Origin of the sequence: Flavobacterium sp. AG291 (genome assembly GCF_003350375.1) — a bacterium.
Taxonomy (GTDB): Bacteria; Bacteroidota; Bacteroidia; order Flavobacteriales; family Flavobacteriaceae; genus Flavobacterium; species Flavobacterium suzhouense.
Map to the genome: position 1 here is coordinate 133,913 of NZ_QQAR01000008.1, position 25,977 is coordinate 159,889.

The window sequence follows — 25,977 nt, forward strand, 5'->3', positions numbered from 1 at the left end:
ATCAGGCCACGCCATGTAGTAAGCGTGGCCGTCATTAATTTTTATCTGTAAATAGTGAAGTGTCCTACAAAGCTTCTGTCGTCTGCATCTCCAAGTTTAACAAGGTACCAGTAATCTCCTGTTGGCATCGGATGTCCGTCATAAGTACCATCCCATTCCTGGCCTTGTCTTAGTGTAACAAGTTTACGTCCGTAACGGTCAAAGATCTCCGACTTGATGTCTGGGTAATTTTCAGTGTTACCCGGCGACCATGTATCGTTTTGTCCGTCTCCGTTAGGGCTAACCACATCCGGAAGTATTACATCAATAAACTCAACAGTTATATTAACCACTCGTGTACATCCTCTGGCATCTGTTACAGTTATTTCATAAGTACCGCTCGCATAGTATACAAATGTGTTTTTAGTACCCATGCTGTTACCGTCAAAAGTATACTGGTAAGGACCCTCGCCACCTACTACAGTAGCTTTAACCTCATTCAGTCCGCTTTCTGCTACTGATAATGCCAGATCCGGAACACTTGTAATATTGAATGATACAATATCCGTACATCCTGTTACTGTATTTACAACCTCTACTTCGTAGTTACCATCCTCCAGGTTAGTAAACACGTTTGATGTTTGCGTAGGGCTATTACCATCTTTAGGACCTACTATGTTATAATTAAGTTCTGCCGGATTAATAGCACTGTTAGTAACAATAGTAACCGTGTTCTGATCGCAATTATAAACTACCTCTGCTTTTGCATCGATATCATTTGGAGAAACCAACACAACATCATGTGTAGCCGTACAGCCATTTGCATCCTGAATATATACAGTATATGTACCTCCGTCAAGGTTATCAAACAATGTCTGACCCGAAACAAACGGACCATTAACATCAAGGCTGGTTGCATAAGGAGCGTTTCCACCCGCTATGGCAATCTCGAATGCCGCATCGTTATCGTCAACACAAGTCTCAGGAAGGTTCATTACGTCAGTAACCGTTATTACTGCCGGCTCGCCTATTGCAGGGAAGTTAGTAAAGTCTACATAACATCCGTACTGATCCTGTACCCTGACAATATAAGTTCCGGCAGGTAATCCTGTAAACACAGGGTTGCTTGTCATTACATAATCCGGAGATATTCCATAGCTAAGTGCACCTGTACCTCCTGTTGCTACAACTGTCAGCGTACCATCTGCATTACCGTTACATGTTGCATCTACAGGTGTAACCGAAGTTACTGTAATAGGCACACGTGGCTGAACTGTAAATGCAAAGTCTTTTTGACATCCGTTAATATGTCTCACAGTATAAACATAGCTGCCTGGCGCAAGTTCCCATGTATGGTTAGGATCAAAATCCTGAATCAGCGTTCCTGTAGATGTCTCAAGTCTGTATTCCACATCGTTGATAATCGCATTAAGAGTGGCTGTTACCGTATTTACCGGTGCATTGTTTACACAGCTTAATACAGTCTGGATATTAGGAACAAGGTTTACGCCTTTTTCTATAGTTACCTGAACTTTAGCATAACAACCATTAGCATCTCTTACATAAACATCATATGGTAATGCACGACCGTACAGACCAGCGAAGTCAGGAGTTGCACCCGCATTGTATGACTGGAAGTTAGCAGGAGAGTCTAGTGCCACATAATATGGAGGCACACCACCAGTAATCGACGTAATATCGATAGCACCATCGTGAGCATTCACACAGCTTTCATGCTGTCCTACTGCTGCTGCAATAACAAGTTGCTGAGCAGGTTCAGTTATGGTAATCCATACCGAAGTGTGACATCCCATAGCATCTTTAACATGAATCTCATAATCACCGGCTAAAAGGTCGGTAAATGTATTCGACGGGCCATAGAATGCTGTAGGCCATATATCCCATGTAATTGCATATTGAAGCGGACCTGTACCACCTGTTGCATTAACTACAGCAGAACCAACATCCTGACCGTGACACGCAATATTAGTTACGGTTACATCAGCCGGAGTAAGGTTAATAGGTATTACCGGAGCAATTGTAAACGGTGCCGTTGTTCTCGAACATCCCTGAGTATGTACAACTGTTACAGTGTGAGGTACTGCAGGATCAAGTTGCTGAACAAAAGTATTTGATGCCTGAGGTGTTCCACCATCAAGTGAGTAGGTTACCTGACCTACAACCGATGGATCTACACTTACCACTACTGTTACCATATCACACTCCTGTGTTGTTGAAACAGTTGGGTTAATCACGATACCTGTAAGTACTGTAGCTGTTGAAGTAACAGTACAGCCGTTAGCGTCTGTAACTACAATGTTATAAGTACCTCCACCAAGTCCGTTAAACACGATTGGTGTTCCTGCAGGTGCCGGTGTTGCCGGACCACCATTAAGACTTGCTGTATATGGCCCAACTCCTCCCTGAGGTGTAACGGTAACGCTACCATTATTATCTCCTAAACACTGCTCATCAGTATGTGTTGTTGTAGCAGTTAGCGCTGTTGCCGGTTGCGTTATTGTATACGACTGCATAGCCGTACATCCGTTAGCATCGGTTACCGTTACTGTATATGTACCTGCTGTTAAGCCTGTAGCCGTAGCTGTAGTTTGTACCGGAGTAGTATTCCAACTATAAGTATATGCTCCGGTACCTCCTGTAGCTACTACAGTTGCAGTACCTGTCGCAGCACCGTAACAAAGAACATCTGTCTGACCACCTGCCGTAGCAGCTATCGCTGTTGCCGGCTGTGTTATTGTGAACGACTGTGTAGTCGTACATCCGTTAGCATCGGTTACCGTTACTGTATATGTACCTGCCGTTAAGCCTGTAGCCGTAGCTGTAGTTTGTACCGGAGTAGTATCCCAGCTGTAGCTGTATGTTGGAGTACCTCCAGTTACATTTACCGTAGCTGAACCTGTAGCTGCTCCAAAACAAAGAACATTTGTTTGGGTAGCACCGGTTGCAGCTGATAGCGGCGCAGCCGGTTGTGTTATTGTGAACGACTGTGTAGTCGTACATCCGTTAACATCGGTTACCGTTACAGTATACGTACCTGCCGTTAGGCCTGTAGCCATAGCGCTAGTTTGCACCGGAGTAGTATTCCAGCTATAAGTATATCCTCCTGTACCGCCAGTTACGTTTACCGTAGCTGAACCTGTAGCATTACCATAACAAAGTACGTTTGTCTGAACACCTGCTGTTGCAACCAGCGCTGCAGCAGGTTGTGCTATTGTATACGACTGCGTAGCCGTACATCCGTTAGCATCGGTTACCGTTACAGTATATGTACCTGCAGTTAAGCCTGTAGCCGTAGCGGTAGTTTGTACCGGAGTAGTGTTCCAGCTGTAGCTGTAGGCTCCCGTACCTCCTGTTACATTTACTGTAGCTGAACCTGTAGCATTACCATAACAAAGGATATCTGTCTGACCCCCTGCCGTTACAGCCAGTGCTGCAGCAGGTTCTGTTATTGTGAACGATTGGGTAGCCGTACATCCGTTAGCATCGGTTACCGTTACAGTATATGTGCCTGCCGTTAGGCCTGTAGCCGTAGCGGTAGTTTGTACCGGAGTAGTGTTCCAACTGTAGCTGTATGTTGGAGTGCCTCCAGTTACATTTACTATAGCTGAACCTGTAGCATTACCATAACAAAGAACATCTGTCTGAGTCCCTGCCGTTACAGCCAGTGCTGCGGCAGGTTGTGTTATTGTGAAAGACTGCGTAGCCGTACATCCGTTAGCATCGGTTACCGTTACAGTATATGTACCTGCAGTTAGGCCTGTAGCCGTAGCGGTAGTTTGCACCGGAGTAGTATTCCAGCTATAAGTATATGCTCCTGTACCTCCTGTTACATTTACCGTAGCTGAACCTGTAGCGTCTCCAAAACAAAGAATATCTGTTTGGGTAGCTCCTGTTGCAGCTGATAGCGGTGCAGCCGGTTGTGTTATTGTGAACGACTGTGTAGCCGTACATCCGTTAGCATCGGTTACTGTTACTGTATATGTACCTGCCGTTAGACCTGTAGCGGTAGCAGTAGTTTGTACCGGAGTAGTATCCCAACTATAAGTATATGCTCCTGTACCTCCTGTTACATTTACTGTAGCATCGCCAGTAGCATCGCCATAACAAAGGATATCTGTCTGAGTTCCTGCCGTGGCAACAAGTGCAGCAGCAGGCTCTGTTATTGTGAACGACTGTGTAGTAGTACATCCGTTAGCATCGGTTACTGTTACTGTATATGTACCTGCCGTTAGGCCTGTAGCCGTAGCAGTAGTTTGTACCGGAGTAGTATCCCAGCTGTAGCTGTATGTTGGTGTACCCCCTGTTACATTTACCGTAGCTTCACCTGTGGCATCGCCATAACAAAGAACATCCGTTTGGGTTGCTCCTGTTGCAGCCGATAGCGGGGCAGCAGGTTCTGTTATTGTGAACGATTGGGTAGCCGTACATCCGTTAGCATCGGTTACCGTTACAGTATATGTACCTGCCGTTAGGCCTGTAGCCGTAGCGGTAGTTTGCACCGGAGTAGTATTCCAGCTATAAGTATATGCTCCTGTACCTCCTGTTACATTTACCGTAGCATCACCAGTAGCATCGCCATAACAAAGAACATCTGTCTGAGTATTACCTGTTGCAGTTGATAGTGGTGCAGCAGGTTCTGTTATTGTGAACGACTGTGTAGTCGTACACCCGTTAGCATCGGTTACCGTTACTGTATATGTACCTGCCGTTAGGCCTGTAGCCGTAGCGGTAGTTTGTACCGGAGTAGTATCCCAGCTGTAGCTGTAGGCTCCTGTCCCGCCAGTTACGTTTACTGTAGCAACGCCAGTAGCATCGCCATAACAAAGAACATCTGTTTGGGTAGCTCCTGTTGCAGCCGATAGCGGTGCAGTAGGTTCTGTTATTGTGAACGACTGCGTAGTAGTACATCCGTTAGCATCGGTTACCGTTACTGTATATGTACCTGCCGTTAGGCCGGTAGCCGTAGCGGTAGTTTGTACCGGAGTAGTATCCCAGCTATAGCTGTAGGCTCCTGTACCTCCTGTTACATTTACCGTAGCTTCACCTGTAGCTTCACCGTAACAAAGAACATCTGTCTGAGTTCCTGCCGTGGCAACAAGCGCTGCAGCAGGCTCTGTTATTGTGAACGACTGTGTAGCCGTACATCCGTTAGCATCGGTTACGGTTACTGTATACGTACCTGCTGTAAGGCCTGTAGCCATAGCGGTAGTTTGTACCGGAGTAGTATCCCAGCTATAGCTATAGGCTCCTGTACCTCCTGTTACATTTACCGTAGCTTCACCTGTAGCATCGCCATAGCAAAGAACATCTGTTTGGGTTGCTCCTGTTGCAGCTGATAGCGGCGCAGTAGGCTCTGTTATTGTGAACGACTGCGTAGTAGTACATCCGTTAGCATCGGTTACCGTTACTGTATATGTACCTGCCGTTAGGCCTGTAGCCGTAGCGGTAGTTTGTACCGGAGTAGTATCCCAGCTGTAGTTGTAGGCTCCTGTACCTCCTGTTACGTTTACTGTAGCATCGCCAGTAGCATCGCCATAACAAAGAACATCTGTCTGAGTTCCTGCTGTAGCAACAAGTGGTGCAGTAGGTTCAGCAAGCGTAGCTGTTACCTGGGTTTCACAACCCACGTTGTCATCTACAATTTTCACAACATAGTTTCCTGCAATAAGACCAGTAAACAGTCCTGATGCCTGATCTGCTCCAAAGGCAAGCGGAAGAACATCTGCATCTGCAATCGCATAGCTAAGTGTTCCTGTACCACCCGTCGCAGTCACCGTGATTGCTCCTGTAGCATCACCAAAACAGGCAATATCTGTAGTCGCTGAAACTGAAGCTGAAATAGGGCTTAATGTTGGTACGGTAAAGTTTCTTGTCTGTATACAGCCGTTATCTCCTAATATTGTAGCTGTGTGGGCTCCCGCAGGAACATCCATATATAAACCTACTGAATCATAAGCTCCTCCATCAAGAGAGTATTGCAAGTTAGAATTTCCGTTATCATCAACAATGAATACGTAATTTCCAATAACATTATTAATACATGTTGGTTGTATATCGGCAACAGGCTCAATATCCAAACCTGGTGCGATAACAATATCAGCAGGCGCTGTAGCCGGAGCACAGTTATTAGCATCCGTTACAACAATCTGATATGTATTTGGTGCAAGGTCGGTAAATGTAAATGGCCCTGCAGCCGGTCCTGTAAATGTGGTTCCACCATCAATACTCACCTTATAATCAGGAGTACCTCCCGAAGGTGTTACAATAATGGTACCATCGTTATCTCCAAGACATATATCATCGGTATATGCTGTAACTACAGTAACTGCAGCAGAAGGCTGACTAAGCAGAACTCCTGTTATGTCAAATTCACAACCTAAATCATCCGTTACTTTAAAGTCGTATGTTCCGGCAGCAAGGTTACTGAACACGTTAGAAGAGCCATACGTAAAGGCTGGGCCCATCGCATATTCAAAAGGTGCTGTACCTGCTCCTGCTGTTACATCAATGGTAATCTCACCCATATCACCAAAACAGTCAATTGTCTGGGTAATTGTCGCAATAGCATCAATTGGTGTATGACCGTCAATCGTAAATGTATCTGTTTGTGTACACTGTAACAGTGTAACAGGCATTGTATGTCTTACATAAACCGTATAAGTTCCGCCTACAGCATCTACAATCGTAAATTCATTTGACGACTGCCATGTAAGGTTATCCAGCGAGTAATCTAAAGTTCCTAGAGCATTAGCCGAAAGTGTAGTCGCTACAGTAACAGTATTACTTGGTGCGTTAGCCACACAGGTAGTTACTACAGTAGCTTCCGGAGTTAAACTTACACCTGGTAATATAGGCTGATCCATTGGAGGGTCAAGACTACAACCATTTTGGTCTTTTACATATACCGTTGTTGTTCCTACAGGTAATCCCTCAAGCAGATATGTATTTGGATATGCCAGATCAAAAGGTGTAAAGTTAACATTGTCGGTACTGATAGAATATAGTCCTGTACCACCTGTAACCGTTACACTGATAGTACCGTCAGATTCGCCCTCACAGGTTACATCTGTTACGTTAACTATACTGGCTGTAATTTCAGTTGGTTCTGTAATTTCAAGATCTTCAAAGAAGATGAAACATCCGTTTTCATCCTGAACAAGGATATCGTACTGACCAGCAGGAAGGCTATCAAATACATTATCATCAAAGAACTGGTTCAATAATGGTGCAATTGCAAACTGAACATTTCCTGTACCACCTGATGTATTGATTGTAATGCTACCTGTAGCATCTCCAAAACACAGGATATTATTTATTACAGGAGTAGCGATAAGCTCATCCGGATCTTCAATCAGTACATTTGCCGAAGTCGTATTACAGTCTACACTAGTTACTCTAACGGCATAGTTACCTGAGCTTAGTCCTATAAAATCTCCGTTTGCTGAAGGCCCTGCAAGTACTGCATAAGCATTGTCAGCATCTAAAAGGCTATATTGGTAATTACCCAATCCGCCTGTTGCAACAGCAGAAATTAACGCATTAGTACCACCGTAACAGCTTACTCCGTTTACAGTAAGATTTACAGTTAGCGGCTCTATAACAAAAATCTCAACCTGGTTAGTTAGAACTGCAGTACAGTTATTATTATCTTTTACAAGATATTCATACGTTCCTGCAGCTACCTGGAATACTGTTCCGGCTGTAAACGGAAGATAGTTAGTACCTCCGTCAGTACTGTAATAATATGGCGCAGTACCTCCGGTTGCAGATATAGTTACCTCTGCAAGAGTAGTACATGTTAAGCTCTTTGTAAGCGAAAGTGTTCCTACTAGCGGAGTTGGCTCTGTAATTGTAATTTGAACCGTTTCCGGAAGGTCACAACCCCATCCGTCAAGAACCGTGATGCTGTAGATACCCGCACCAAGATTATCAAATGTTGGGCTTACCTGTTCTCCTGTGCTCGTTACTATAGTAGTACCCGCAGCATCATAAATATTTAACACATACTGATAAGTACCCTGACCACCTGTTACACCAGTAGCAGTTACACTGGCAGTAGTATCGCCATTACAAAGCAATCCTGTTGTAGATGCACTTATAGAAGCTGTAATTGAAGGCGGCACAGTTAAAGTAATATCCTGGCTCACGATACAACCTCCTGAATCTCTAACAAAAACAGTATAATCTCCTGCTGCAAGACCTGTAAAGGTATTGTTAGCACCGTATGGCTGAATTGTCGTAGTGGTAGTATTGTTTACAAGTTCAAATTCATAATCACCCCATCCGCCTGTAGGCTGGGCAATAATTTCACCCTTGTCATTTGTACAGGTTACATTAGCCGTCATTACAGCATTAGCAAGTAACGGATCGGCAGGTGAATCAACAACAATTGTATTAGTATCAGCCGAACAGAAAGGTGTTGCTGTAGCCGTAACCCTTACAAAAAGATTACCGGCAGTTACATTTGGTACAACAAACGGATTCGTTATTGACGAATCAGCAGTACCTGTAGTTACAGATGTAGTTCCGTCAAACACTTCATAGTCATAAGCGCCTGAATAGTTTTGTACATCTATGATAATTGTTCCATCATTGCTTCCAAAACATGTTACCGGAGTTGATGCTGTTGCAATAGCTGCGATAAGGTCAAAAGGAGCAATAGTATATGGATCTGTAATTTCTGTACAGCTTGTACCAAGATCAGTTACTTTAAACGTATAACTTCCAACAGCCGTAAGGTCAAAATTTGCAGTAAATACACCCGCACCCGGCGTTTGTACCGGCTGAGATCCTGCCGGAAGCAGTTCGAAGCTGTAATTCCCTGAACCTCCTGTTACTGTAAGTGTTACTGTCTCATCATTAGTACAGGTAATAGCTGTTTGCTGTAAAGCAACGAAATCAGTTATTTCAGGAAGTGGGTTTATAGTTAATGGGAAAGTTGCCACACAACTATTAGCATCTTTTACATAAACCGTTATATTTTGTGTAGTACCATCATTTACAACATCAAATGTATCTGTTGTAAAGTATGATGTACCATCAATACTATACATATAAGCAGGTGTACCATCAGTTGCAGTTATAGCAATAGTAGATGTATTCACCGAATTATCTGCAGCACAATCAAATGCTGTAGCGGTAGCAGTAACACCCAATGCTATAGGCTCTGTAATAGTTACCTGAGTGGTATAAGTACAGTTTTTACCCGATGTTATGGTAACATCGTAAGTATCTGCCGCAAGATTTGTAAATAAAGGAGTGCTTTGGGTTATAGCAGCACTTAATGTACCATCTACAGTATAAGTATATGGTATATCTGTATTTACAGTTGTATCAAGCGTAATGGTTATAGACCCGTCTGCACCTCCGTTACATTTTACATTTTCTCTGTCTATAGTTACAGTCGCAGGAAGTATCTGGATAGCTTCTTCAAGCGTAATTGCCACATCCTGAGTACATCCTGTAGTAGTATCATGAATCCTTACGGTATAAGCACCATGAGGAAGATTATTAAATATCGGGCTTGCCTGTGCAGCTACTGCAACAGTACCTAAAAGTTCATATTCATAGTTTCCTGAACCCCCTGTTCCGGCAGCCGTTATAGAGCCATCTGTATCAAGACATGTTGGCTGGGCAGTTGGCTGAGCCGTTACATCTACCGGAGGATAAATGGTTACAGATGTAGCTGTTGTCATAGTACACCCATTTGCATCCATAATCTGAACAGTGTGAGTTCCCGAAGTAAGATCGGTATAAGTAAACGGTGCCGTTTGAGCTTCAAACAAACCACCATCAAGACTATAAGTATAGCCTCCCGCATCACCCGCTGTTCTGGTTACATCAATACTAAAGCTACCTTCAGCAGCTGTACACTGTGTTCCCGGAGTTATTATTGCTGTAATAGCAGGCGAAACATCTGTAGGTAATGTTATAGAAAAAGGTTTGATACAATCATTCGCATCTTTTACATATACTATATAATCACCACCTTCAGCGTTAAATACCGATGATGTTTGACCTGCCCATGTAGCTTCTGTCGGCGCTATCGAAGTATCAGGAAGCAATTGGTAAGTATATGGAGCTGTACCAAACTGAGCAGTAGCAGCTATGATACCAGCATTTACATTACAGTTATCATTTTTAGTTACAACAGCTGATATGGCAAGCATAAATGGAGACTGGTTGATTTCAAAACTTGCGGATGCCTGACTACAACCTGCAACTGAACCATCAATTTCTGTATAAACGATTATATAATCACCAGGGGCTAAATTGCCCGGTATGTTATTAACCGTAGTTGATGTTCCTGTTGTAGATATGGTATCAGTTATACCTGTTGTAAGGTTAGAAGGCGATCTAAAAATCTCATATTTAACCTGAGTTGTTGTTGAGCTGTATCCACTAAATGTAAACGCCACATTACCATCGGCCGCGCCAGTACAAGTCACATTGTTAGGTATAACCGAAGTTGTAGTAATTGTAGAGTTAGTAGGGATAGGAATATCCGCTTGTTCAAAATAATAACAATCGGTAGTTGTATCCCAAACTACGAAAGTATAAACAACACCCGGTATAAGATTAGTAAATGTAGCAATAGTAGGAGTTCCTGAATCAGCATCCTTATAATCTGTAGCAACGTTACTAACAAAAGGAAGATTACTTTGAGTTAGTATTGCAAACTTATAAGAGCTACCAATAATAACTGCGCCAACTTCTACTGTAGCAGTTCCACCGTTAGTACAGTCAGCAGTTCCATTAACATTTATGTCCAAAGCATTTGGAGGAGAAGCAATAACAATGTCATCTATTGTCGATGTACATCCGTTAGCGTCAGTTACCTCAATGGTATAAATACCATAGTTTACAATCATAAACGTATACGGTGAACCCGACATATTTGTCTGAACCGGAAGTACATCTCCAAAATTATTACTTACAGTATAGCTGTAAGGACCAACACCTCCGGTTATTCCAGCTCCAAAGCCTACTACAATTTGACCATAAGCAATACCTCCCGGATTGTTACACGATATATCGGTTTTATCATAACTAAAAGTAATTGGATTTGGTTGGGTAATAGTAGCTGTATGAGTTACTGTACAACCATTAGCATCGGTTACCACAACAGAATAGTTACCTGCAGGAAGTCCACTCGTTTGTGTACCATAAGATGTAGAAGTAGTTGTATTAGTAACAGCTATAGTATAAGGAGCAAGTCCTTTTGTGTTGTCTATATTTACTGTAAGCGCACCTGTATTAGATCCGTTACATAAAACGTTAGTGGTTGTACCGAAAGCAAATTCAGGTTGTACCAATGGCGCAATTGTTCTTACAGGAGTTGTTACTGTACATCCTGCTGCATCTGTAATCTGGAATTGATATGTTCCCACTGTAGCAGCATTGTAAGTAAATGAAGTTCCTCCTGTAGCTGTAAGTGCAGAATAAGCACCTCCATTGTAAGATATCTGATATTGGTAAGGCGCCAGACCTCCACCTATAGTTACAGCTATTTGCGCATCTGCAGGAGCAGTACATGTTAATCCTTTTGTTACCGAAGCCGAAGCCGTAAGCTGAGGACTAATTGTTCTTGTTACAGCAGTTGTATTTGTACAACCGTTAGCGTCTCTAACCGTAATAGTATATGTTCCTGCTGCCAGGTTAGTATAGGTAGTGCCATTGGCCGCTGTACCGTTTGCATAAGGGCCTCCATTAAGGCTAAACTGGAACGGAGCAAGTCCTGTTCCTGTATTAACCTCTACTGTTAAAGATGTACCCGGAAGGCAGATATCAGATGCTGTTACCGCAAGTACCGGAGGAACCGGAACCGTAATAGTGAAATTATCTGTAAATATACAGCCGTTAGCATCGGTTACAGTAAGGGTGTAATTACCACCTGCAAGACCTGTAAAGTTTGATGAATACTGAGGCCCAACAGTCGCAGCACCTGTAAGTCTAAACAGGTAACTTCCCCAACCGCCTGAAGCCGATACAGAAAGACTACCTGTAGTTGTTGTACAAGTAGGCTGAATAACCGTTTTGGTAACTGTCATTGCCGTTGCAGGAGCAGTAACCGTAACTGCATTTGTAGCAGTACAACCTGTTACCGGATCGGTTACAGTTATAGTATAAGTACCCTCAGCAAGGTTATTAAAGAATATTGGATTTTGAGTAACTCCCGTTGCCGAAGCCGGTGAAATTACTGTTGCTCCGGCAGAAGATGCTATCGAATAATTATAGTTGGCCCCATAACCACTCAGATTAAAGCGTATTGCTCCTGTAGAAGTACCAATACAGGCAACCGGTTTCATCATATACCCAACTACACTTATAGGTGTTATGCTATTAATAGTGTAGTTTTCCTGATATGAACATCCTTTAGCATCAGTAACTTTAAAAGTATATGTGCCCGGTGCAAGACCTGCAAATACATTGCTTGTACCATTGTTCACCGCTGATGGTGCAGTTATCTCATAGCTAAGAGCTCCTGACCCTCCTGTGGTTGTAAGCGTAACAGTTGCTGTAGGTGCCGCACAAGTAATAGGTGTTGCCGAGAAAGCAAGATCTGTAGGCGGTGTAAGTGCCGGAATTGTAATGGTTGATGTAGTAGCCACACATCCGCTTGCATCTTTAATTTTTACTGAATATGTACCTGCAGTAAGTCCTGTAAATGTTGTACCTGTTCCATAGGTCGTACCGTTTATACTATAAGTATATGGTGCAGTACCTCCTGATATTCCCGAAGGATCAATAGTTATTGTTCCTGTGGTAGTACAGGTATATTGCTGTGTTAATGTAGGTGCTCCCCATGTAATAGCAGCTGGCTGTGTAATAGTAAACGTAGTTGGGAAGTCACAAGATTTATTTCCTTTTGTCTGGTGAAGAACAACCGTATAGTCGCCCGGAGCAAGACCCGTAAACGTACCGGAAGCATTGGTCGCTATAACGGTTCCACTACTATCCTGAAGATCGTATGATACATTGTAACCATTAGCATTGGTAACATTATATGATATCGACCCGTTAGTTTGCCCATTACATAGTACGTTTTGTACGGTAGTAGTAAACGTAACATTTGGAACAAGATTAATGGTTACCAGATTAGACAATACTGTACAGTTATTGCTATCTATCATAATAAACACATAATCTCCCTGCATTCCAATAGGAACGTCAAAAATTACGCTGGTTTGATAGTCTGCCGGAGTTGGGTTTTGCAGTACTCCGTTATAACTGTAAATAGCATAAGAGTATGGTGTTTTACCTCCTGAACTATTCATCTGGATATTACCCTGGCTACAAGATATATGCTGAGATACAACAGCATTAAGAACTAGCTGACTAGAATCTGTAACCGTTACTGCACTGGTATTGGTACAACCATCCTGAGTAGTAACAGTTACGTTGTAAGTGCCTGGGTTAAGACCTGTAAAATTAAAGTTATTACTTGCAAATGGCCCCTGAGTAATACTTACACCGCCCGGTCCGGTAAGGTTAAACGTATATTGAGGATTTACACCCAAGGCCTGAACGTTTATACTTCCCGGAGTAGCACATGTTTTAGGAGTTGGAGTAGTGTTTACCGTAAGGGTTTTGTTAGTCACTGTAATATCAGTAACTCTGAAAATACAGCCATTTGGCACACCTGTTTGTTTGATCTCAATAATATAAGCTCCTGAAGTAGCTATCGGGAATACCGGATTAGTATTCGGATAGTCAACAATAACCGCATTTGTAGTTTGGTTAATTAGTCTTATCTCGTAGTTTGCAGGAGCATTTAACACCTTAATTTCTCCATTTGTATTACATACTATGTCTTTAACAGCAATCTGAGGGTCATAGTTGTTTTTATAAACGTTGAAATAGAAAGGCATCGGACAGGCTCCGGTTCCGTTAGGGTCAAACATAATACGGTATTCACCCGCATCTGTTACCGTAAAGTTAGGACCTGTATATATAGTATCCCATGCCGATGCAGGACATGTATTGTGAGGACAGTCTGTAGGAACTGTAGTAGTACATGTACTGTTCAGTTTTTGCCATCTTACAATACCTGTGTTTATACCTGTTGGTATAAACTGCGAATCGTTAAGACCACAAAGGAAAATCTTAGGTAATACTGTACCATTATTTGGACATATCGGCGTAGTATCTGCATAAGGAATAACCGGATTGGTCATGGTAGAGTTAAGGAAATCTGTTACATAAACCGTTTCCCTTATAGGCACAATACATGGAGCTATAGGAGTAGCATCATAATAGTACTCTCCTGTATCATATACCGTGATAGTCTGAGTTGTACCCATAGGTATATCTACTGCACCATTCTCTTTATACCATGTATAAGTACCATAACCATCGGCACCTGTAAGCACCAAAGAGCCGTTACAGATAACCTCTGTACGACTGTAAACACAAGCACTTACATCCACCAGGAAGTTTGCAGGACCCGCTATAGGCGCTCCACAGGTAGTTACACCGGCAGAACTCGGATCATCAGATATTAATGTTGTATTAATTACACCTCTGTAAGTTGCATAAGCAGTATTACGAATGATGCTAGAACATGCATCGGTAAGTTCGTTACAGCTTGATGCTACCTGAACACGTATTTTAATGGTATGAGGAACCGATTGGGTATCCTTTTTTACAAGGCTGTTTGGTATATTGATTGTTAGAGTACCCGTAGCAGCATTATAAGTATAAGTTCCCCCTGCAGCTGTAACTGTAGGCATTGATATAGATACAAAAGAAGTATTAACCGGAAGTATATCTCTAATTACAAAGTTTTGTGCATCGTCATTACCTTCATTGTCAAAAGTAATAACATAATCAAGTACCGAACTCAGATTTACGTTTTGTCCTGAAATATCGCTACCCGCAGAATTTTGAACCGTTTTTACAAGCTTAATTTTTGGCTCGATAATATCAACCGCAAAAGTGGCAAGGAAAGCTCCAAAACCATCTCCGCTCGAGCTAAGTCTTAAAGTAGCTCCAGTCTCGTTATTTTTAACAATACTATTGTTAGGATTGTTTATGGGAAGCATATCCAGGTCAAGACCAAGGGTATTTTGTCCATAGGGATTACGACCCGGAACCTGAGCATCATTGTTGGTTATTGTAGAGTTGAAAAAGTTAGTTGTCGGGTTTAAGTTATTACCTATATCGGTATAACCCGTATTAAGGTTACCCTTAAACTGAAGTTTATCTCCTGTCAATCCTTTATCTCCCTCAAGTGCTGCAACACCAAGGCGTGCATTTACCGGATTTGGAGAAGGGAGTGTCACGAAACCATTAATAGGTATATCCACCGAACCACTGGAAACTCCCGCATATCCGTCGAATGTTGAGATAAATTTACTAGGCAGTGTCGGGTTTTCATAAATTACTACCATAACCCAACCCGCAGAACTCGAACCATTGCGTTGCCCTTTAGAAGACCTCATATTGGCAACCGTATAAGTTCCGGTTGGTGTTCCCAATCCCTGAACAAGACTAGTAACATCGTAGTAACATATTGCAGGTGCATCCTTAAACGACTGGTTAAGTACCGGAGCCCTACCGTCAAAAAGAATAGTCCCGGTAATATCTACATACCCCCCCGTAGGCAGTTTAAATTTTATCTGATTAAAATCATTATACCTGTTAGCATCCGAAGGGTTCCATTGGTTGTTATTATCCGTGCTCCTTTCATAAGGATAGGTTGACGCCCAATATAAACCGGCATAAACTACACGATCACAACTTGCTAAAGTAAGGTTAGCACTACTGGAGTTTCTTGTTGACGGATCGCCATCAATATCGATATACTCCATCGTAAAACTGTTATTATCAGTATTCCCGTCATATGCAGTGTTAGGATTTGGAGACCTGTTCAATATGTTGTTCCCAACAAATACAACATCTCCTTTTACTCTTATGCTTCCACCAGCAAGCCTTGCCGAAAACCCAGGCGGAACTGGGGTTTGTGCGAGCAAGGTAAAGCAGGTTAAAAATAACCCGAGCACGAAAACAATCCTTCGCTTGTGTGATGTAAAGTTACGCATTGGTTTTTTTTGTTTTTAGTTGATTTTGGTATTCTTCTTTAGTAAATTCTTTCTTAATTATTGATACTCATAATCCAGATGGAGTCAAAATAAGTATTGTCAACATTTGAATAATAAGAAATCAGGGCTTCTCTCCATGTAGCATGTTTTTTCAGGTATACATACCACATGTTGTTTTTAGGATTCAGGAACACTCCTGCTTTAATACCTCTCTCGCTCATTTTGTTTATAAACTTCTCTACGTTTTCCTGAGTAGAGTAAACGTTCGCGATAATGTAATATCCGGAGTCCATCCCTTCTACATTAGCCCTATTAACTTTTTTGATCGTTTCCCTTGGTTTTGAAGTTTTATCCGAGTAAAACTCTTTGATATCTTCCTCTGTCTTCAGGTTCTCGCTCTTTGGCTCCTCAGCTATGTTCGCCGGGGCATCCGTTGTATTTTTTTGAGCATCTTTTTCATTTTGTAAGGTGTTAGGTTTTTCTTTGGTTTCAATCTGTTCTTCCAGTTCCGGATTAGGGTTATTGTCTACATGCACTATGTATACCCCTTTCCTTTTTCCTGAAGCTTTTTTCTTTTCCGATGCATTTGCCGCTTCGGTAAACGATTTATGTTTTTCAATATCTACCGTCTTATCGTTGTCTTTAGCCTTAGCATCCTTAGACACTACATAATAACCATCTTCGGCATGTTTCAGTTCTTCTACCGTTTTCGGGTCTGCTAATCTTTTACTTTGTCTTATATTTTTAAGTTCAACAGGCTTATTTTCACCTGCGTTCTCTTTGGCGGCCTTTTCTCTTTTTGCGTATTCCTTAAGGTTTTTAACTTTTTTGTCGAACTCCGCTTTTTTAATCTTATTCAGAGAGTCTTCTTTGATGAGAGACTCCAACAAGTGCATACTCTCAGGATCAAGATCCATCTTTAGTTTTTCAATTTCAGCTTTATTGTCAAAGTCGGCTTTAGCAATTTTATCAGCAGCATTTTCTTTGGCTGCTATAGCTTCCTCTTCATCTGCCAAACTATCTTTAAGAGTAGCTGCTTTTTCCAGTTCGGCAAGGGTATCTTTTGGTTTTCCCGCTTTTTCCTTTAGCAATTCCTTTCTTGCCACATCCCTGTCCTTAAGGCAAAATACCATTGTGATTTCGTGGGTAGGCCCAAGGTTTACCAGCCCTTCTTTCGTGATAGTTTCGTAGGTATACCCCAGAGAAAGCTTTTTTGTAAAGTGAAAACCAAGCCCTATTGCTATACCATAATAAGGATCGGTACCTGCCTGTGCCCATCCTATTCTTGGGATATTCATCAACAATGAACCTCCAAGTCCAAAACCGTCAAGTTCTGTGTTTTTAGCACGTAGCATTACTCTGAATTCACTATCCTGAAACAAGTCTTTAAGAGCCATCGGGTGCGTATACATTACATGCCCTGAGAATGTTTTATTAGTATATTCTTCAGACATATCAGCCGATTTAAAATCGTACTCGATAAGGTTTTCAGCATAAAAACCAAAATCAAATTGTTTATACTGCACGTTAATACCGGGCTTGATACTTACAAGCGAATTATTTCGCATTGCCATTACTAACGGATCAGGTTCGGCAGTAATAGTTCTGTTCTTATTAATCCCACTATTATAATAAGCTACGTTAAAACCCAGGGTAACGTCAAATTTTTGTTTGATTTTTACATTATACGCATAGTTGGCAACACCACCCCAACTGTTTATTACCCCAATGGTTTGCTGGAAAAGCCCGAAACCAAATCCGGCTCTTTCGGTAAATTTTCCGGTATAGGCCAGCATATACACCTTAGGTGAATCGTCATACTGAACCCACTGGTTACGGTGGTAAAGCGATACATATCTGTTATCTTCTCTCACAAACGAAAATGCCGGGTTTAATAAAAACCTGTTGAATTTTAAATTGTTTTGCGGCTGCGGGCTAAATGTAAGTACAGGGGCATCCTGTGCATACAGCCCATTAAAAGCGGTCAGAAAAACCAAAAGAAGTAAAGCAAAGTAGTTTTTTATCATTCTTTATTTCACAATGGTTATCGAACCTCTTCTGGTTACTACATTCTTTTCCATAATCGTGTAATAATACACTGAACTCTTTCTTGACCATTCAAAATCTTCTTCCGGCCAGTTATTATTATAATGCGTTTGTTTAAGCACAATTGTACCGTCTGTTCCATATACCACTACTTCTGTATCATCATTCAGGTATTTTAACGGGATAGCCCATTTATCATTAATACCATCATTATTAGGCGAGATAAGATTAGGTATAGCAATAAGTGTATTTTCAACAATTGATACAAAGAATGCCCTAGTAACTTCGCATTCGCCTACTACCACTTTCATTTCGTAGCTTCCAGGTTCGGTAATTACAATATGGTCATCATGCCCTATCACTACACCATTCTGGTACCATGTATATTCATCTGCCCCATAAGCAGTAACTGTCATACTTGTTCCTTCCGGTAGGTCAACCTCAGGACCAACGCTTATGGTAATCTGCTCCATGTCGAATGGTGCAAGAACAAGATCATTAGAAGAAATGGTGCAACCATTATATACAACCTCCAGGTGATACGTTCCCACTTCGCTAACTGTTATAGAAGACTGCGTTCCTGCAAGAATACTGGTGTTGTTACGATACCAGGTATACAGGTAATCGTGGTTAGTAACATTACTGTAAATGGTTACCTCAGTACCTTCAGTACAAAATATTTCATCCATCGATATTGTAACATCCTCAACAAATGCCAGCTGAATAGCTACCCCGTTTGAAGTAACGATACCAAAATCAGGGATATTTACTTCAAGCGTATAGATACCCGTTTGTGTAGCCAGATAGGTTGTTTGTGTAGCACCCGGAATAATACCACCATCTTTATACCATTGGTAACCATATCCAAAATTGTTATTTATCAAATCTACAATTCCTGTATCGGTAACGGCTTTAAATTCAGTAATAGAAAGATTTACCTGTGTGCTAACACAGCTTTGATAATTTTGGTAACCAATCGTAAGCGCAAACCCTGAAGGATTAGTAAGATCAAAAGTCACTTCTTTAGAAATGATACAATCCTGGTTTTGCGTTACTACCACTTTATATTCTCCTGCAAGTGTTGCCGTAAGCGACGAAGTTGTTGCTCCGGTAATAACATTTCCATTCCTATACCATACGAATGTAGGCTGTAATGCATCAGTAGTTACCGAAAGTACTTTGGTTTGGCCTGGTATAATGATATCAGTAACCGGAGAAGTAGCTGTAAGGCTAAATGTACTTTGCTCAATAGTTAGTGCGTTAGATGTAGTATTACATCCTCCGGCAGTTACCTTTACCGAATAAGTTCCCGGCTCTGTTGCGGTATAAACAGGGTTTGTACCTGTGCTAACCGAAGCACCATCTTTAAACCATTCGTATGTATATGAAGGATCGCTAATACTGCTGGTAAAAGTTACCTGAGAACCTGCATCACATAATGTTCCTGATGAAGTTATGCTCACAGCTCCCGCACCAAGACCAAGCGCTACAGTAATATTATTTGATACAGCCGGTGCAAAATCAGGTATGGTAGCCTCTACCCTGTAAACTCCATTTTGTGACGGATTGTTTAGTGTTAGCGTTGCCGAAGTCGCTCCAGGTATTGCCACATTATCTTTATACCACTGATACTGGTATCCTATCGAAGCCACATTAATATTACCTGATGGTGTTACCGCAATAAAATTAGATATGCTAAGTGTTACAGTGCTGCTTGTACATGCCGTATAAGAAGGCCCTGTAGCAGTTGACAGCTGGAAGCCTGTAGGGTAATTAAGGATAAATGTTTTTTCCTGAGTAGCAGTACAGCCCGATGTTTGTGTTACCACCACTTTATAAGTTCCATTTTGAGTTGCTGTAAGCATTGCCGATGTTTCGGTAAGCAGTACGTTATTTCTGTACCAAGCATAAGTAGGAACAGCAGCATCTGTAGTAACTGTAATTGTTTTTGTTTGTCCCGGAAGGATAATATCTGTTGCCGGACTGGTACTGTTTATTGCTATAACTGCAATCTGAAGTGTAACTGCATTCGACTGGTAAGTACAGCCGTTAAATGTTACTGTCTGATAATAACTACCTGCCGCCGAAGCTGTATAAGAAGATGCGTTAGCACCTGCTTCAGCAACACCATCTTTATACCATTGATAGCTATAAGCGGGGTTTGTTGTATTTGATGTAAGCGCTACTGTAGATCCCGTGCACAATGGCCCAGCTGCTGTAATTACAACCGGATCTATAGCGAGCTTAACAGTTACTGTATTAGAGAATATTGGGCTAAACTGCGGTATGGTAACCTGTAGTTTATAATCTCCACTATCTGTCACACCATTCAGTGCCAGGGTAACCGAAGTAGCTCCTGCAATAGCAACATCATTTTTATACCACTGGTATGAGTAACCCGGTACGTTTACAACAATATCTCCTGTAGGAGTTTGCGCTGTAAAGGCCGTAATAAGCATTGATGTAGAAGCGCTCGTACATTGTGTATACGTTCCATCGGCAGCAACAGTAATCTGGAAGCCCAGAGGGTACTGAAGCGTAAATATTTTTTCTTCAACTGCAGCACATCCGGCTGTTTGTGTTACCACTACTTTATAATCACCATCCTGTGTTGCGGTAATTGATGCTGAAGTTTCACCCGGTAACAGCACATTGTTCCTGTACCATTCATAAACCGGCAATACAGCATCAGTAGTAACTGTAAGAGTTTTAGTAGCACCCGGAAGTATAGTATCTATAGTAGGGTTAGTACTACTTACAGTGATTCCTGAAACGGTTACATTCAACACGTTTGACTGAGCTGTACAACTACCTGAAGTAACAACAAGCTGATAATTACCTGCCTCACTAACAGTATAGGTAGGAGCATTTACCCCTGCAACAGCTACACCGTCTTTAGACCACTGGTAAGTATAAGCCGCGTCAGTTATGTTTGATGACAATACAATCGTTGAACCCTCACAAAGCGTTCCACTCTTAACAATAGTAAGACCTCCTGTTGGTATTGCGATATTAACATTAATACTGTTGGAATTTACCGGGGCAAAATCAGGTACATTTACAACTACTTTATAACTTCCGTTTTGTGAAGCATTATTCAGGAACAGGGTTGATGCTGTAGCACCCGGAACAGGATTACTGCCCTTATACCACTGATAAGTATACCCAAGCGACGAAACGTTTACAGGCCCCGAAGGTGTTGTTGCTGTGAACGAACTTATACTCAATGTTACCGAGTTACTCACACATGGTGAGTAAGCCGCATTGGTAGTAATAGTTAAGTTAAATCCTGACGGATAAGTAAGTACAAATGTTTTCTCGGCAGTAGCCGCACAACCTACGGTTTGTGTTACCACTACTTTATAAGTACCATCCTGTGTTGCGCTATAGGTAGCAGCTGTAGCTCCAGGTATAACCACGTTGTTTCTGTACCAAACGTATGCTGGCGAAACAGCGTCGGTAGTAACACTAAGTGTTTTAGGCTGACCCGGCATAATGATATCTGTAGCCGGATTGGTAGTATTTACAGTAATACCGGAAACTACCATGTTTATCGTATTAGACTGTACTGTACAGGTACCTCCGATAACCACAAGATAGTATGAACCTGCTGTATTTACTGTTATAGACGGAGAAGTTTCTCCTGTTACTGCAACAGTATCCTTAAACCACTGATAAGTATATCCCGGATTAGTTACATTTGAAGTTATGGCAACGCTGCCCCCTGCACAAAGACCTGAAGCATTTGTTATCACCACAGCTTCAACTGCAAGATTTACGACAACATTATTAGACACAATAACACCAAAAGAAGGAATCGTAGCTTCAAGCCTGTAAGTCCCATTGTCTGAAGCACTGCTTACAATAAGCGATGCCGATGTTGCTCCTGGTACAGCCACGTTATTTTTATACCACTGATAAGCATAACCTAACCCTGCAACGTTTACATTGCCCGAAGGTGTAGTCGCCGTAAATGCAGAAAGACTAACAGTTGCTATAGTACTACTACAGGCTGTGTAAGCCCCATCTGCTGCAATTGAAAGATTGAAACCTGACGGATAATTTAATACAAATGTACTTTCGGCAGTAGCAGCACAGCCCACAGTTTGAGTTACCACTACTTTGTAAGTACCATCTTGTGTAGCGCTATAACTGGCAGAAGTAGCACCCGAAATTACTACGTTATTTCTGTACCATACATACGTTGGCGAAGCAGCATTTGTTGTTACACTTATTGTTTTAGGCTGTCCCGGAAGAATTACATCGGTAGCCGTTACATTTAAACTGATTGAGATGGTAGCCTCCTGAAGTGTAAATACGGGAGATTGTGTAGAACAGGTTCCTCCTGTTACTGCAACATAATAATTACCTATTGCATTTGCAGTATAAGTTGCTCCTGTAGCACCAGGAATAAGCACTGTATCTTTATACCACTGATAGGTATAGGTCGGGCTGTTTACACTGGCAGACAGAACTACCGAAGAACCAGTACAAAAAACAGTGTTTCCACTCACAGTAATAGGCTCCATTGCCAGATTAAGCACATAATCGTTAGAGTTTACTACCGGTACATTAGGTATTGTTGCAACCAGCTTGTACGTACCGTTAAGTGATGAACTGTTTACAGTAAGCGTTGCAGCAGTTGCTCCCGGTACAGCTACATTGTTCCTGTACCATTGATAAGCATATCCCATTGAAGCAACATTCACATTTCCTGACGGTGTTTGTGCTGTAAAGCTTGATATAACCAAAGTAGCGTTAGCACTTGTACAGGCAGTATAACCCGGAGCAGGCGCAATGGTAAGTGTAAACCCTGATGGATAATTAAGTACAAATGTAGCCTCGTTAGTAGCGTTACAGCCTATGCTTTGTGTCACCACTACTTTATAAGTTCCATCCTGCGTTGCTGTATATGAAGCCGAAGTAGCTCCTGCTATTACAACATTATTCCTGTACCACACATATTGCGGACCCGCAGCACTTGTAGTAACCGTAAGAGTTTTAGGCTGTCCCGGAATAATAACATCTGTAGTAGGGTTGCTACTGCTAACAGTTATACCTGTTACCGTAATATGGATAGTGTTTGATTGTTTATTACACGAACCTGAACTTATTTTTAAGTAATAATCACCCGCAGCATCAGCAGCAAGTGTTGGAGTCGTGATAGCAGGTATCAACACTCCGTCTTTATACCATTCGTAAGTTAAGGATGCATCGGTAATACTTGATGTCAATGCAGCTATACCTCCCTGGCAAATGCTTGTTGGTCCTGAGATTGTAACATTAGGAATTCCTAATCCTACCGCAACTGCATTAGATGTAAGAACACCATAATCAGGCAAAGTTACCTGTAATGTATAACTACCATTATTTGCTGCATTATTAACGATAAGCTGGTTAGTGGTAGCTCCCGAAACAGCTACACCATCTTTGTACCATTGATAGCCATAACCATACGAATTACCAATAAGATTTACATTTCCTGTCCCTGTTACAGCTTCAAATTGTGATATACTCAAGGTTACAGTAGAACTTGTGCAGGCAGTATAACCCACATTTGGCTGAACAGCCAGGTTAAAACTATTAGGATAATTTACAACAACTGTATCTTCTTTAGTTGTATTACAAGGTGTAGGCTCATTTACCGCTACCTTATAAGTACCCGCCTGGGTAACGTTGTATGTCATTTGGGTTGCTCCGGAAATAGCCGTTGCATTTTTAGACCATTGATACGTTGGATTTACAGCATCGTTAATTGCGGTAAGCGTTACCGATTGCCCCGGAATGATAACAACCGGCCCGGCAGGGTCGACATCAAGATTAAAGTCTATAACATCGAGATCTAAATCATTTGTAACAAAAGTACAGCCGCTTCCGGTTATTACCAGATGGTATATCCCACCCTGATTTGTAGCATAAGTTGGCTGGTTTGCTCCAGGTATAACAACATTATCCCTATACCAGGTATATGTAAATCCGCTATCCGTTACATCACTCGAAAGTGTTTTCGTAGAGCCGGCACAAATAGTATTATTACCATCATTAGTACTTATAACCGGAGTTAATATACTTTGAATGTTTACTGTTACTATGTTAGAGTATGAATTTAAAACGCAACTTCCATAATTAGTAACCACATGGTAGCTTCCTGACTGGTTAACTGTAAGTGAAGACCCTGTCTGACCCGATATGGCAACCATATCTTTATACCATATATAAGTAAGCTGTGGATAATAAAGTGGAGAAGCCGGCGTTCCTGTATTATCTATACTTAGTGTATAACTGGTACCTGAACATATATTTACTGTACCAACGTTATTATTAATTGAGAAAGGCTGGTTATGCACTGCATAATAAGCAGGAAAGGCATTACTCGCAGAACTTGTTGCAACAGGGTTAGTACTTCTTACTCTTATTCTGTACCCCTCACCATATACATTGGTAGGCACACTAAAGCTACCGCTTAATACTGTGGTTGACGGATTAGGTAATGTTGCAACCGTAACAGGAGCAGCAAAACTACCTGTAGCATTAGACAACTCTACGATAAATTGGTTGTTTGCACCAAGGTTTGAAATTGGCGCAACTGTAAGGCTAAAAGAAAAGCTATTAAATGAAGCAGATGCGCATGCCTGTGTAAAACTGAATGTAGGTTTGGAAAGCACAACCTGCGAATATCCGCATACGCTAAAGCCGAGCCCTACCAATAAGCTAAATATTAAATAAATTATTTTCATTCCTTTCTTCATTTCAGTATTTGATCATTGCACGAATATCAACTTTCGAGACTAAACCTATGTAAACAAATTCTTATCAAAAATTAAATTCGATAAAAGGAAATAAAAACACGACCAAATCATGCCACATAATTACTTTATAAATCGTTTTTTTACAAAACTTTAGAATTTAATTAACTATGAGCATTTTCTTTAATGTTATATATATAACAAAAATGACTTGTTTTTTGATTTATTTACATTTTTTCACACTCTTTGTTGTATTTTTTCAGATAGACTTTATGCCGATTTTATGTTAAATTATTTAATATTTAAATATTAAACACCCCGAAAAAATGTAAGTTTTTTTTAGTAAAGTGCATAAAAAGGCGAATTTTAACACTTATAATGCGTCAAAACCATATTTTTTATCAATACAGTTATTAACAATAATACAAGCTGAAAATCAACACATTAAACACAAAAAACTGAAGAACCTGCAAAAAACCGGGGGATAATTTTTGGCAGAAAAGCTTTATACTAAATTAACTTTTTTTATTAATTAATGAGATTTTTCCGTATAATTATTCCTTAAGAATTTTTAGTTGGAAATTGAATACTATGTGAGATCAAAAAAATAGTTTATAAAAATGTTGATAACTATTCTTACAAAAGCATACTAGAAATAATTTAAATAATCAATACAATACACTTCAGTTAGTTATAAGATAAATCAGAATCTCATTAGTAGTAAAAAGCTATTTCCTTACATAATAGAATGTTATGAAATAAATCATAGTAAACACGTTATTTTCCTTCATTTTGATTTTAAATTTGAAACAGATAAGAACATATAGTTCGTTTTTAATAAAAATTAAGGGTATGTACGGATTTTAACACGCAGTAGTTTTAAAATATCATACATTTGCACCCGATGAATAAAACTGAATTACATATAACTAATATGTCACGGACAAAAAACCAGGCTACCAGCCGGATGGTGCGGTCTATCTAGTACCGCTCGTTTTTTGCCCGAATATTCACTTTTATTTATTTTCCTGAATTGAAATCACAATCCTTTTTTGGGAGCCCTGTACATACAGGCATAGTTATCATTGCTTCCCTTAATTTTCTTTTTAGTCCGCGGTCATTCCGGCCATAGGTCTGCATAG

3 protein-coding genes are annotated in these 25,977 nt (G+C 41.1%); all 3 read right to left on the reverse strand.

The genetic code is table 11. The features are described from left to right. Nucleotides 1–41 precede the first annotated feature (41 nt). Nucleotides 42–15,974 (reverse strand): T9SS type B sorting domain-containing protein, encoded by a 15,933-nt coding sequence (locus DEU42_RS10230; RefSeq protein ID WP_158537874.1) that lies wholly within the window; start codon nt 15,972–15,974, stop codon nt 42–44. A 122-nt stretch (nt 15,975–16,096) separates the two neighbouring features. Further along, nucleotides 16,097–18,070: a type IX secretion system membrane protein PorP/SprF gene (locus DEU42_RS10235; RefSeq protein WP_114758201.1), complete on the reverse strand. Its 1,974-nt coding sequence runs from the start codon at nt 18,068–18,070 to the stop codon at nt 16,097–16,099. Between the two features lie 3 nt (nt 18,071–18,073). Then, the gene (locus tag DEU42_RS10240; RefSeq protein ID WP_158537875.1) at nt 18,074–24,826 is read right to left on the reverse strand and encodes a gliding motility-associated C-terminal domain-containing protein; all 6,753 of its coding nucleotides are present in this window, start codon (nt 24,824–24,826) and stop codon (nt 18,074–18,076) included. Between the last annotated feature and the right edge of the window lie 1,151 nt (nt 24,827–25,977).

Coding starts and splice junctions, on each gene's coding strand:
- DEU42_RS10235 (WP_114758201.1), bottom strand. CDS start 18,070: ATGATAAAAAACTACTTTGCTTTACTTCTTTTGGTTTTTCTGACCGCT.
- DEU42_RS10240 (WP_158537875.1), bottom strand. CDS start 24,826: ATGAAAATAATTTATTTAATATTTAGCTTATTGGTAGGGCTCGGCTTT.